The 11,667-nt window shown below is 56.8% G+C and carries 22 protein-coding genes; all 22 read left to right on the plus strand.

Features of this window, described 5'->3' with window-relative positions; genetic code table 11:
- Positions 1-1,110 (plus strand): elongation factor Tu (tuf, locus tag DL88_RS13855; RefSeq protein WP_034997158.1); only part of this gene is annotated, 1,110 nt, incomplete at its 5' end.
- A gap of 193 nt (positions 1,111-1,303) precedes the next feature.
- Positions 1,304-1,612, plus strand: a complete 309-nt coding sequence (gene rpsJ / locus DL88_RS13860) for a 30S ribosomal protein S10 (protein WP_012384350.1) — start codon at positions 1,304-1,306, stop codon at positions 1,610-1,612.
- A 69-nt stretch (positions 1,613-1,681) separates the two neighbouring features.
- Positions 1,682-2,401 carry a 50S ribosomal protein L3 gene (rplC, locus tag DL88_RS13865; RefSeq protein ID WP_034997270.1) on the plus strand — a complete coding sequence of 240 codons (720 nt, stop codon included), beginning with the start codon at positions 1,682-1,684 and terminating at the stop codon, positions 2,399-2,401.
- Between the two features lie 3 nt (positions 2,402-2,404).
- On the plus strand, positions 2,405-3,025 hold the full coding sequence (gene rplD / locus DL88_RS13870) for a 50S ribosomal protein L4 (protein WP_034997161.1): 621 nt from the start codon (positions 2,405-2,407) through the stop codon (positions 3,023-3,025).
- An 11-nt stretch (positions 3,026-3,036) separates the two neighbouring features.
- Positions 3,037-3,333 (plus strand): 50S ribosomal protein L23, encoded by a 297-nt coding sequence (locus DL88_RS13875; RefSeq protein ID WP_156971116.1) that lies wholly within the window; start codon positions 3,037-3,039, stop codon positions 3,331-3,333.
- A 20-nt stretch (positions 3,334-3,353) separates the two neighbouring features.
- Entirely contained in the window at positions 3,354-4,193 is an 840-nt protein-coding gene (rplB, locus tag DL88_RS13880; RefSeq protein WP_034997165.1) for a 50S ribosomal protein L2, read from the plus strand.
- A gap of 3 nt (positions 4,194-4,196) precedes the next feature.
- Positions 4,197-4,475, plus strand: a complete 279-nt coding sequence (gene rpsS / locus DL88_RS13885; protein WP_034997167.1) for a 30S ribosomal protein S19 — start codon at positions 4,197-4,199, stop codon at positions 4,473-4,475.
- A gap of 8 nt (positions 4,476-4,483) precedes the next feature.
- Positions 4,484-4,873, plus strand: coding sequence for a 50S ribosomal protein L22 (rplV, locus tag DL88_RS13890; protein WP_034997169.1), 390 nt, complete (start codon positions 4,484-4,486; stop codon positions 4,871-4,873).
- A gap of 10 nt (positions 4,874-4,883) precedes the next feature.
- Positions 4,884-5,609 carry a 30S ribosomal protein S3 gene (gene rpsC, locus DL88_RS13895; RefSeq protein ID WP_034997170.1) on the plus strand — a complete coding sequence of 242 codons (726 nt, stop codon included), beginning with the start codon at positions 4,884-4,886 and terminating at the stop codon, positions 5,607-5,609.
- Between the two features lie 34 nt (positions 5,610-5,643).
- Positions 5,644-6,057, plus strand: coding sequence for a 50S ribosomal protein L16 (gene rplP / locus DL88_RS13900; RefSeq protein ID WP_034997171.1), 414 nt, complete (start codon positions 5,644-5,646; stop codon positions 6,055-6,057).
- Positions 6,058-6,070: 13 nt separating this feature from the next.
- Entirely contained in the window at positions 6,071-6,277 is a 207-nt protein-coding gene (gene rpmC, locus DL88_RS13905) for a 50S ribosomal protein L29 (protein ID WP_034997172.1), read from the plus strand.
- A 58-nt stretch (positions 6,278-6,335) separates the two neighbouring features.
- On the plus strand, positions 6,336-6,578 hold the full coding sequence (gene rpsQ / locus DL88_RS13910; RefSeq protein ID WP_034997173.1) for a 30S ribosomal protein S17: 243 nt from the start codon (positions 6,336-6,338) through the stop codon (positions 6,576-6,578).
- A 97-nt stretch (positions 6,579-6,675) separates the two neighbouring features.
- Positions 6,676-7,044: a 50S ribosomal protein L14 gene (gene rplN / locus DL88_RS13915; protein WP_034997174.1), complete on the plus strand. Its 369-nt coding sequence runs from the start codon at positions 6,676-6,678 to the stop codon at positions 7,042-7,044.
- Positions 7,044-7,361: a 50S ribosomal protein L24 gene (rplX, locus tag DL88_RS13920; RefSeq protein ID WP_034997175.1), complete on the plus strand. Its 318-nt coding sequence runs from the start codon at positions 7,044-7,046 to the stop codon at positions 7,359-7,361. Before rplN ends, rplX begins: the two co-directional genes overlap by 1 nt.
- Complete coding sequence (gene rplE, locus DL88_RS13925; RefSeq protein WP_084705193.1) at positions 7,354-8,058, plus strand: 50S ribosomal protein L5; 705 nt, start codon at positions 7,354-7,356, stop codon at positions 8,056-8,058. Before rplX ends, rplE begins: the two co-directional genes overlap by 8 nt.
- A 35-nt stretch (positions 8,059-8,093) precedes the next feature.
- Positions 8,094-8,399: a 30S ribosomal protein S14 gene (gene rpsN, locus DL88_RS13930; protein ID WP_034997182.1), complete on the plus strand. Its 306-nt coding sequence runs from the start codon at positions 8,094-8,096 to the stop codon at positions 8,397-8,399.
- Positions 8,400-8,411: 12 nt separating this feature from the next.
- A complete protein-coding gene (gene rpsH / locus DL88_RS13935; protein WP_034997188.1) occupies positions 8,412-8,810 on the plus strand; it encodes a 30S ribosomal protein S8 in 399 nt (132 codons plus the stop codon).
- 24 nt (positions 8,811-8,834) lie between these two features.
- Positions 8,835-9,368: a 50S ribosomal protein L6 gene (gene rplF, locus DL88_RS13940; RefSeq protein WP_034997190.1), complete on the plus strand. Its 534-nt coding sequence runs from the start codon at positions 8,835-8,837 to the stop codon at positions 9,366-9,368.
- A gap of 24 nt (positions 9,369-9,392) precedes the next feature.
- Positions 9,393-9,755, plus strand: a complete 363-nt coding sequence (gene rplR, locus DL88_RS13945) for a 50S ribosomal protein L18 (protein WP_034997192.1) — start codon at positions 9,393-9,395, stop codon at positions 9,753-9,755.
- Between the two features lie 260 nt (positions 9,756-10,015).
- On the plus strand, positions 10,016-10,582 hold the full coding sequence (rpsE, locus tag DL88_RS13950; protein ID WP_034997194.1) for a 30S ribosomal protein S5: 567 nt from the start codon (positions 10,016-10,018) through the stop codon (positions 10,580-10,582).
- 12 nt (positions 10,583-10,594) lie between these two features.
- Complete coding sequence (gene rpmD / locus DL88_RS13955; RefSeq protein ID WP_034997195.1) at positions 10,595-10,789, plus strand: 50S ribosomal protein L30; 195 nt, start codon at positions 10,595-10,597, stop codon at positions 10,787-10,789.
- A gap of 10 nt (positions 10,790-10,799) precedes the next feature.
- Positions 10,800-11,279, plus strand: coding sequence for a 50S ribosomal protein L15 (gene rplO, locus DL88_RS13960; RefSeq protein WP_034997274.1), 480 nt, complete (start codon positions 10,800-10,802; stop codon positions 11,277-11,279).
- Positions 11,280-11,667 lie beyond the last annotated feature (388 nt).

Here is an 11,667-nt window from a genome sequence, read left to right on the forward strand (position 1 = left end):
TTGACGGCGGCGATCACCAAGGTTCTTGCGGAAGCGGGCGGCGCGACGTTCACGGCCTATGACCAGATCGACAAGGCGCCGGAGGAGAAGGCGCGCGGCATCACGATTTCGACGGCGCATGTTGAATATGAGACGCCGAAGCGCCACTACGCGCATGTCGACTGCCCCGGCCACGCGGACTATGTGAAGAACATGATCACCGGCGCGGCGCAGATGGACGGCGCGATCCTGGTGGTTTCGGCGGCCGATGGCCCGATGCCGCAGACGCGCGAACACATCCTTCTGGCGCGCCAGGTCGGCGTTCCGGCTCTGGTGGTGTTCCTGAACAAGGTCGACATGGTCGACGATGCCGAGCTTCTGGAACTCGTCGAACTGGAAGTGCGCGAGCTTCTGTCGAAATACGACTTCCCCGGCGACGACATTCCGATCACCAAGGGCTCGGCTCTGTGTGCGCTCGAAAACCGCAATCCGGAAATCGGCCATGACGCGGTTCTGGCGCTGATGCAGACGGTGGATGATTACATTCCGCAGCCGGAACGTCCGGTCGATCTGCCGTTCCTGATGCCGGTTGAAGACGTGTTCTCGATCTCCGGCCGCGGTACGGTGGTGACGGGCCGCGTCGAGCGCGGCATCATCAAGGTCGGCGAGGAAATCGAAATCGTTGGCCTGAAGCCGACGGTGAAGACGACGGTGACGGGCGTCGAAATGTTCCGCAAGCTGCTCGATCAGGGCCAGGCGGGCGACAATATCGGCGCGCTGCTGCGCGGTACCAAGCGCGAGGATGTTGAGCGTGGCCAGGTCCTGTGCAAGCCCGGCTCGGTGAAGCCGCATACGAAGTTCAAGGCGGAAGCCTATATTCTGACCAAGGATGAAGGTGGCCGTCATACGCCGTTCTTCACCAATTACCGTCCGCAATTCTACTTCCGCACGACCGATGTGACGGGTGTGGTGACGCTGCCGGAAGGCACGGAAATGGTGATGCCGGGCGATAATGTGACGATGGACGTGGAACTGATCGTTCCGATCGCTATGGAAGAAAAGCTGCGCTTCGCTATCCGCGAAGGTGGTCGTACCGTCGGCGCCGGCGTCGTCGCTTCCATCACGGAATAAATATCAAAAATGGACCGGCCGGGCAGGGGCCCGGCCGTACCTCAAGCCGTTGTCGGCGGGCGTTGACGACGGAAAGGTCTTCAGTTTTGCTCGACGGTCTTCTGGAGCATAGGCTGAAGGAAAGATTTGAAACCGGCTGGGCCATAGGTGGTGAGCCAGGGATCAAAACGGTCGACAAGGACATAGAATTACAATGAACGGCCAGAATATCCGCATCCGTCTCAAGGCGTTCGACCATCGAATCCTTGATACCTCGACGAAAGAGATCGTTTCGACGGCGAAACGGACGGGCGCGCAGGTGCGTGGACCGATCCCCTTGCCGACGAAGATCGAGAAATTCACCGTGAACCGGTCGCCTCATGTCGACAAGAAGTCGCGTGAGCAGTTCGAAATCAGGACCCATAAAAGGGTGCTCGATATCGTTGATCCGACGCCACAGACTGTTGATGCTTTGATGAAACTCGATCTCGCCGCCGGCGTGGATGTGGAAATCAAGCTCTAGTCTTTGCTGAATTCGAGGATGAATCGGGCGGACTGCGACCCTGGTATGCGCGCCCTGAAGGATGAAACTATGCGGTCAGGTGTCATCGCACAAAAGCTCGGCATGACCCGCGTCTTCACCGACGCAGGTGAGCATATACCCGTCACCGTGCTCAAGCTCGACAATTGTCAGGTCGTTGGTCATCGGACCAAGGAACAGAATGGCTATGTAGCCCTGCAATTGGGTGCCGGACGCGCCAAGGTGAAGAACGTTTCGAAAGCCGAACGGAGCCGCTTTGCCGTGGCCAAGGTCGAGCCGAAGATGAAACTTGCAGAGTTTCGTGTCGATGATACGACATTGCTGCCGATCGGGGCTGAAATTACAGCTGATCATTTCGTCGTCGGGCAATTCGTCGACGTCACCGGGACGAGCACCGGTAAAGGTTTCGCCGGTGCGATGAAACGGTGGAACTTCGGCGGTCTGCGCGCCACGCACGGTGTGTCAATCTCGCATCGTTCGCATGGTTCGACCGGTGGTCGTCAGGATCCTGGTAAAACCTTCAAAAACAAGAAGATGGCTGGACATCTTGGCACCGAACGAGTGACGACGCTCAACCTGCGGGTGGTTCAGACGGATGTCGAACGCGGATTGATTCTGGTTGAAGGTGCTGTCCCGGGGACGGCAGGCGGCTGGATTTTCGTTCGTGATGCCGTGAAGAAGAATCTGCCGAAAGAGGCTCCGCTACCGGGCAAGTTCCGTCTTGCCAATGATGGTGAAGCCGCGCCGGCGACAGAATCGGTAGAGGGCTGAGCCGTGAAAATCGATATTACTTCCGTTGACGGCGAAGCCGCGGGATCGATCGATCTCGATGATGCCATTTTCGGGCTGGAGCCGCGGGTTGATCTGATCGCGCGCATGATCCGGTATCAATTGGCGAAACGGCGTGCCGGCACGCATCAATCGCTTGGACGCGCGGACATTCACCGCACGGGCAAGAAAATGTACAAGCAGAAGGGTACAGGTTCTGCTCGCCACGGTTCGGCGCGCGCGCCGCAGTTTCGCGGTGGCGGCAAGGCCTTCGGTCCGGTTGCCCGTTCGCATGCGCATGACCTTCCCAAGAAGGTGCGGGCGCTGGCGTTGAAACATGCCCTTTCTGCTAAGGCGAAAGATGGCGGCATCATCATTTGGAACAATGCCAGCCTGGCAGAAGCCAAGACGAAGGCATTGAAGTCCAATTTCGAGAAGATCGGCCTCACCAATGCGCTGATTATCGATGGCGCAGCGCCGGAAGCGAATTTCGCTCTAGCAGCGCGTAACATTCCGCAAATCGATGTGCTGCCAGTGCAGGGCATCAATGTCTATGACATCGTGCGTCGGGAGAAGCTGGTGCTCACCACGGCCGCCCTTAATGCCCTGGAGGCTCGCTTCAAATGAGTGCTTCGAAAATCGCTCAAGACGCGCGTCATTATGATGTGATCGTTGCGCCAGTCATTACTGAAAAAGCGACCATCGCGTCCGAAGAAAACAAGGTCGTGTTCAAGGTCGCGAAGACAGCCACGAAGGTGGAAATCAAAGCAGCGGTGGAACGGCTCTTCGATGTGAAGGTCGAAGCTGTCAATACACTGCTTCGCAAGGGTAAGAAGAAAGTTTTCAAAGGAACCCGTGGGGTTCAATCGGATGTCAAACGGGCGGTTGTGACCCTTGCCGAGGGTCACAAGATCGACGTGACGACCGGGCTTTGACGCGGATCTGGGATTAGGCAATGGCACTCAAGACATTCAAGCCGATCACGCCGAGCCTGCGACAGCTCGTTATCGTCGATCGCAGCAACCTCTATAAGGGCAAGCCGGTCAAAACCTTGACCGAGGGCAAGTCGTCTTCCGGCGGGCGCAACAATAATGGTCGCGTCACGGTGCGTTTCCGTGGCGGCGGTCATAAGCAGAGCTATCGCATCGTTGATTTCAAACGGCGTAAGCTCGATATTCCGGCGAAGGTCGAGCGGATCGAATATGACCCCAACCGTACGTCCTTCATCGCGCTGATCCGTTATGCGGATGATGAATTGTCCTACATCATTGCGCCGCAGAAACTCGCGGTGGGGGATGAGGTTATTTCGGGGCAGCAGGTCGACGTTAAGCCTGGCAATGCCATGGCCCTCGCCAACATGCCAGTCGGCACGATCGTTCATAATGTCGAGATGAAGATCGGCAAGGGCGCGGCGATGGTCCGCGCTGCCGGTACCTATGCACAGGTTGTCGGCCGCGATCAGGGTTATGTGATCATCCGTCTGAATTCGGGTGAACAACGTTTGATCCACGGACAGTGTTTCGCGACGGTCGGAGCGGTGTCCAATCCGGACCATATGAACGCATCGATCGGCAAGGCAGGTCGTTCGCGTTGGCTTGGTCGGCGGCCACATAATCGTGGTGTCACCATGAACCCGGTCGACCATCCGCACGGTGGTGGTGAAGGTCGCACCTCTGGCGGTCGTCATCCGGTGACGCCTTGGGGCAAGCCGACGAAGGGTAAGAAGACCCGCACCAATAAATCCACGGACAAGTTCATTGTGACCTCGCGTCATAAAAGCAAGAAGAAGGGTTGATCCATGGCGCGCTCGATCTGGAAGGGTCCGTTCGTCGACGGTTATCTGCTCAAGAAGGCTGAAGCCGCGCGTGCGTCTACCCGCGCGGAGGTCATCAAGATTTGGAGCCGTCGCTCGACGATCCTGCCGCAATTCGTCGGTCTTACGTTCGGTGTCTATAACGGCCACAAGCATGTGCCCGTGAATGTCACTGAAGATATGATCGGCCATAAATTCGGTGAATTTTCTCCGACCCGCACGTTCCATGGACATGCGGCGGATAAAAAAGCCAGAAGGGGCTAAGAAAGCCGATGTCGAAAGAGAAAACACCACGACGGCTTCCTGATAACGAGGCCAAGGCGGTTGCGCGCATGCTGCGTGTCAGCCCGCAGAAGCTGAACCTCGTTGCCCAGCTCATTCGCGGCAAGAAGGTCGACAAGGCTCTTGCCGATCTCGAATTTTCTCGCAAGCGCATTGCCTTCGACGTGAAGAAGACGTTGGAAAGCGCGATCGCTAATGCGGAAAATAATCACAGCCTAGATGTGGACGATCTGATCGTTGCCGAAGCTTATGTCGGCAAGGCGATGATCATGAAGCGGTTCAGCCCCCGTGCGCGCGGTCGCTCTGGCCGTATCGAGAAGCCCTTTGCGCATTTGACGATCGTCGTGCGCGAGATCACCGGCGTGCCGGCTGGAGCCTGAGGAGTAAACGATGGGACAGAAAGTCAATCCGATCGGCCTGAGGCTCGGAATCAACAGGACGTGGGATTCCCGCTGGTTCGCCGATAAAGGCGAATATGCGAAGCTTCTGCATGAGGACATGCAGATCCGCGAGGTTCTCTTGAAGAATCTCAAGCAGGCGGCCGTGTCGAAGATCATCATCGAACGTCCGCACAAAAAATGCCGCGTCACGATTCATTCGGCCCGGCCCGGCGTCGTCATCGGCAAGAAGGGTGCGGATATCGACAAGATCCGCAAACTCGTTTCGAAGCTGACGGATTCAGAAGTTGTCATCAATATTGTCGAAGTCCGCAAGCCGGAAATCGACGCGACCTTGGTGGCGGATTCGATCGCTCAGCAGCTGGAAAGGCGTGTTGCCTTCCGCCGTGCAATGAAGCGCGCGGTGCAGTCAGCGATCCGACTGGGTGCTGAAGGCATTCGTATCAATTGTTCGGGCCGTCTTGGCGGCGCTGAGATCGCCCGTCTCGAATGGTATCGTGAAGGCCGGGTGCCGCTGCATACGTTGCGCGCGGATGTCGATTATGGCGTCGCGACGGCACATACGGCCTACGGGACCTGCGGTATCAAGGTCTGGATCTTCAAAGGCGAGATCATGGAACATGATCCGATGGCCCAAGACCGCAAGATGGCCGAGCTTGATCATGCTGGTGGTGGTGGCGGCGGTGAACGCCGGCGTCGTGAACGGGACGCGGCCTGAGGCCCTTATCTGAGTTATTGCGAAAGTTTCCATTATGCTGCAACCAAAACGCACCAAATTCCGGAAGGCTTTCAAAGGCCGCATTCATGGCGCCGCTAAGGGCGGGTTCGAGCTGAATTTCGGTGAGTTCGGCTTGAAAGCAATGGAGCCTGAGCGTATCACAGCCCGTCAGATCGAAGCGGCGCGCCGCGCGATGACTCGTCATATGAAGCGTGCCGGCCGCGTCTGGATTCGAATTTTCCCGGATGTGCCGGTATCTTCGAAGCCCACCGAAGTCCGTATGGGTAAAGGTAAGGGCGCTCCCGATTATTGGGCCTGCCGTGTTGCGCCTGGTCGTATCATGTTCGAGCTCGATGGCGTGCCGGCCGATCTCGCGCGTGAGGCCCTGCGTCTTGCCGCGGCTAAGCTGCCGATCAAGACGCGCTTCATTCAGCGCATTGCAGAGTAAAGGGATCACACCCATGCAGAACAAACAACGTTTGTCCGATCTTCGGGTGATGACTGGCGATCAGCTCGATCAGGAATTGCTCAATTTAAAGAAAGAGCAGTTCAACCTGCGCTTTCAGAAGGCCACCGGCCAGCTCGAAAATACGGCGCGTGTTCGTGTCATCCGGCGCGATATTGCTCGGATCAAGACGATGGCCGCTCAGCAGCGCGTCTCCAAATAATTCAAGCTGCCAGCGCCTGAGGGCGGCTCGGCCAATGTGATAATGGATGTAAGAAAATATGCCGAAGCGAATTCTCCAAGGCGTCGTGGTGAGCGACAAGCAGGATAAGACCATCGTTGTGAAAGTTGAACGCCGGTTCACTCATCCGCTCTTGAAGAAGACGGTGCGGCGTTCAAAGAATTATCATGCTCATGACGAGGCAGGAACCTACAAGGTGGGCGATACTGTTTCGATCGAGGAGACGAAGCCGATCTCCCGACTGAAACGTTGGATCGTTCTTGAGGTAGCCTCGAAGGCTTGAGAACAATCATAAAGGAGACGGAAGTCTCCTTCAGGCGCAGTCCGGCCTCCACAATGCGGGAGGCCGGAAACCGTTCTGAATAGAAAGGTCAAGCAAGATGATACAGATGCAGACAAATCTCGACGTCGCCGATAATTCCGGCGCGCGTCGTGTGATGTGCATCAAGGTGCTCGGCGGTTCCAAACGCAAATATGCCGGCGTTGGCGACATTATCGTTGTCTCGGTTAAAGAGGCGATTCCGCGCGGCCGCGTGAAGAAGGGCGACGTCATGAAGGCGGTCGTCGTTCGCACCGCTAAGGACATCAAGCGGGCAGATGGTTCGGTGATCCGTTTCGACACCAACGCTGCAGTATTGATCAACAATCAATCGGAGCCGATCGGTACCCGTATTTTCGGGCCGGTTCCGCGTGAATTGCGCGCGAAAAACCATATGAAGATCATCTCGCTTGCGCCGGAGGTGCTGTAATGGCCGCCAAAATCAAGAAAGGCGACAAGGTCGTCGTTCTGTCCGGGCGCGACAAAGGCCGGTCCGGCGAAGTGCTGCAGGTTCTGCCCAAGGATGAGCGGGCGATCGTGCGCGGCATCAACCTCGTCAAGCGCCACCAGCGTCAGACCCAGAAGCAGGAAGCCGGCATCTATACGAAGGAAGCGACGATTCATCTGTCGAATCTTGCAATTGCCGATCCCAAAGACGGCAAGCAGACCCGCGTCGGCTTCAAGATACTTGAAGATGGCCGCAAGGTTCGGTTCGCTAAGCATTCCGGAGACGTGATCGATGGCTGATAACAAGAAGGGCGGCAAGGCTCCGGCCAAAGGTGTCAAAGCAGCACCGAAAACCACCGCCAAGGCACCCAAGAAAGCGGCCGGTCCCATTTCCTCGAGAGATGTAGCGTCGATTGCGACAGCCAGTGCCGAAGCGCTCGTGGCGCCGAAGGATTATACGCCGCGTCTGAAGGCCTATTACGAAGAGACGGTCAAGCCGAAGCTTATTGAGCAGTTTGGTTATAAGAACCCCTTCGAGATCCCGACAATCGAGAAGATCGTGCTCAATATGGGTGTTGGCGACGCCGTCAATGACACGAAGCGGGTTACGCTTGCGGCAGCCGATCTTTCGCTCATTGCCGGTCAGAAGCCGGTGATCACGCGCGCCCGCAAGGCGATCGCGACCTTCAAGGTGCGCGAGAATATGCCGATTGGCGCGAAGGTGACCCTGCGCAAGACCCGCATGTACGAATTCCTCGACCGTCTCGTGACGATCGCGCTGCCCCGCGTGCGTGACTTCCGCGGCCTCAATCCGAAGAGCTTCGATGGCCGTGGCAATTATGCTATGGGCATCAAGGAACATATCGTGTTCCCGGAAATCGATTACGACAAGGCGGAAAGCATCCTTGGCATGGACATTATTGTCTGTACCACGGCAAAAACCGACGATGAAGCACGCGCGCTGTTGCGCGCATTCAACTTCCCATTCCGGCAGTGAGCAACAGACTCAGACGCGGAATCAAGAGGTAGGACATGGCGAAGAAAAGCTCGGTCGAAAAGAACAAGCATCGCGCGAAGATGGTCAAGCAATATGCCGGCCGCCGCGCCCGCTTGAAAGCGATCGCGAACGACGACAATCTGAGCATGGAGGAGCGTTTTGAAGCGCGCCTCAAACTTGCCGAACTGCCGCGCAATTCGGCTGCCGTACGGCTGCGCAACCGCTGTGAGATCAGCGGGCGTCCACGCGCCTTCATCAGCAAAATGAAGATGTCGCGTATTGCGGTTCGTGAATTGGGCTCGCAGGGCCTGATCCCCGGCCTTGTGAAGTCGAGCTGGTAAGGAGAGCGGATCATGGCAGTGAACGATCCGTTGGGCGATATGCTCACACGCATTCGCAACGCGCAGATGCGGCGTAAGGGCAAGGTGCAGACGCCTGGCTCCAAACTGCGGGCCCATGTGCTCGATGTTTTGCAGGCCGAAGGCTATATCCGGGGTTATTCGACGACTGAATATGGCAATGGCCGTACGGAGTTTGAAATTGAACTGAAATATTTCGATGGCCTGCCGGTCATTCGGGAAATTCAGCGCGTATCGAAGCCAGGCCGTCGCGTTTACGCAGCTGTCAACGCCATGCCGCGTGTGGCGAATGGGCTCGGTATTTCGATCATTTCAACCCCGAAGGGCGTCATGGCCGATCATGCGGCGCGGGAAGCCAATGTCGGTGGCGAAGTCTTGTGCAAGGTCTTCTGACCGACGGCTGAGGAGCCCAGATCAATGTCTCGTATCGGAAAAAAGCCGGTCGTCATTCCTGCTGGTGTGACGGCCAAGGTCGAGGGCCAGGCCATCTCGATCAAGGGCGGCAAGGGTGAATTGCATTTTACGGCGCCGGACGATGTCGCCGTGAAACTCGAACAGCAAGAGCTCTCCGTCAGCCCGCGTTCGCAAGATAAAAAGGCGCGAGCCGCTTGGGGTATGACGCGGTCGATCGTCAACAATCTGGTGATTGGTGTCTCGAAGGGTTTTGAGCGCAAGCTTGAGATCACGGGTGTCGGTTACAAAGCTGCGGTTGCCGGAAAGAACCTTCAGCTGTCGCTTGGTTACAGCCACGATATCAACTTTCCGATTCCGGAAGGAATTTCGATTGTTGCGCCCAAGCCGACCGAAGTTTCGATTACTGGAATCGACAAGCAGCGTGTCGGACAGATCGCTGCGGAAATTCGCTCCCTGCGGCCACCGGAGCCCTATAAGGGCAAAGGTGTGAAATATGCTGGGGAATTCATCTTCCGTAAGGAAGGCAAGAAGAAATAAGATTTAGATCGAAGGGCCGGTACGATGGCAAAGGACATTCAGGCGACGGAGCGCCGCAAGGCGCGGGTACGCCGTTCGCTGCGCGCACGCGCCTACGGCAAGCCTCGGCTTTCCGTCTTCCGTTCGTCGAAACAGATTTATTGCCAGATCATCGATGATGGCGAAGGAAAGACGTTGGTGTCAGCGTCTTCTTTAGAAAAAGCCAATCGCGAAAGTCTCAAGACGGGCGCGACGGTTGAAGCCGCGAAGACGATCGGCAAGTTGCTCGCTGAGCGCGCAGTTGAAGCCGGGATCAAGGACGTCGTGTTTGACCGTGGGTCTTATATGTTCCATGGACGTGTCAAGGCACTCGCAGAAGGCGCGCGCGAAGGCGGTCTGAACTTCTGACGGCGATTGGTCTTACAAAACGCCTTGGAAAGCGGCACCAGTCGATCCTGTCACATCGTGTAATGATCGAAATTCAAGCTCTTTTCGAGACCTATTCGTCAGTAATGCTCTTGCAATTGGCGTAAATCCGGAGGATGGCACCTATGTCACTCCTTCGGCGGGGACAATCAGTGCTTGGGAGAGTTTCCTGGGCACTTTTCCCCTTAATCCTAGCGAGCGGGTCTGACCCTGAGGTCCCCGCGTAAGTAATGGACAGAAAAATGGCGCGTGAAGGTGAAGGCGGTCGTCGTGACCGCGAGGAACGCGATAGCGAATTTGTGGACCGTCTGGTTCATATCAATCGCGTCGCGAAGGTGGTGAAAGGCGGCCGGCGCTTTGGTTTCGCCGCGCTAGTGGTTGTTGGTGATCAAAAGGGCCGCGTCGGCTACGGGCATGGCAAGGCGCGCGAGGTTCCGGAAGCCATTCGCAAGGCGACCGAATCCGCGAAACGTGCGCTGATCCGCGTGCCGCTGCGGGAAGGCCGGACCCTGCATCACGATGTGAACGGGCGCCACGGAGCAGGCCGCGTCGTTCTGCGTTCCGCACCAGCGGGCACGGGCATCATCGCTGGTGGTCCGATGCGCGCTGTGTTCGAAACGCTCGGCATGCATGATGTCGTTGCCAAGTCGCAGGGCTCTTCCAACCCCTATAACATGATCCGTGCAACCTTCGACGCTTTGCAGCGCGAAGATTCCCCGCGGTCAGTCGCCGCGCGTCGCAGCCTGAAGGTCTCTGTCATTCAGAGCCGACGTCAGGGTGGTGACACTGAAGTCTTGGCTGAAGGCTGAGGAGCATAAGCCATGACGACTTCTGAAAAAAACATCACGATCGAGCAGATCAAGAGCCCCATTGGCCGGCCAGCGGCGCAAAGGGCGACGCTTATCGGTCTTGGACTCAATAAAATCGGCCGCCGTTCCTCGCTGGAGGACAGCCCGGCTATTCGCGGAATGATCGCCAAAGTGGCGCATCTGATCCGTATCATTGACGGGCAGTGAGGGCTTGGCGATGAAGCTTAACGATATTTCCGATAATCCGGGATCGTCCAAGCCGCGTATGCGTGTCGGGCGCGGTATTGGTTCCGGCAAAGGCAAGACCGGTGGTCGCGGTGTGAAGGGTCAAAAGGCCCGCACCGGCGTGTCGATCAAAGGGTTTGAAGGCGGTCAGATGCCGATTCATCGGCGCCTTCCGAAACGCGGTTTCTGGAATCCTTTCTCGACTGATTATAACGAAGTCAATCTCGGACGCATTCAAACTGCGGTCGAAGCCGGTAAGATCAACGCGTCGGTTCCGGTGACGATCGACGTTCTGGTCGAAGCTGGTCTTTGTTCCAAGCCCCGTGATGGCGTCAAAATTCTTGGCAATGGCGAGCTCAAGACGAAGCTTGTCTTCGAGGTCGCTGCAGCGTCCAAGTCTGCGATTGCGGCGATTGAGCAGATAGGCGGCTCTGTGACTTTGCTGAATGCTGCGCCGGTGGCTGAGGCCTGAGGCGGTTAGACCTGCGGCAAATGCGGCAATTCTGTTGGGTGGACAAAACCCTTATGATCTTCTAGGGCCTGTGTGGTGAGACGAACACCACACAGGCTTTTCTTGTTTGTCACGCACGCATTGAAATAGGAAAATGCGGCATTTTATAAAAGCGTCGAGGAACCCGAGGCCCCATTCTGGAACATTTTCACTTAGGACAGAATCGCTGCGCGGTTTGAAATCTTTGAAAATATTCTAGTTTTTCGGCAGAGCGCGATGGGAAACCGTCGAAAGAGCTCGCGAGTTTGATGCGATGTTTCCTATTTGCTCCGTTACGAGCAAAAATGTTTCGCATTGGCTCAATTTGGTGAAAGATGTGGGGAGTTGGAGGAGGTGAATGCGAAGCGAT

The sequence above is a fragment of the Beijerinckia mobilis genome (genome assembly GCF_000745425.1).
GTDB classification, from domain to species: domain Bacteria; phylum Pseudomonadota; class Alphaproteobacteria; order Rhizobiales; family Beijerinckiaceae; genus Beijerinckia; species Beijerinckia mobilis.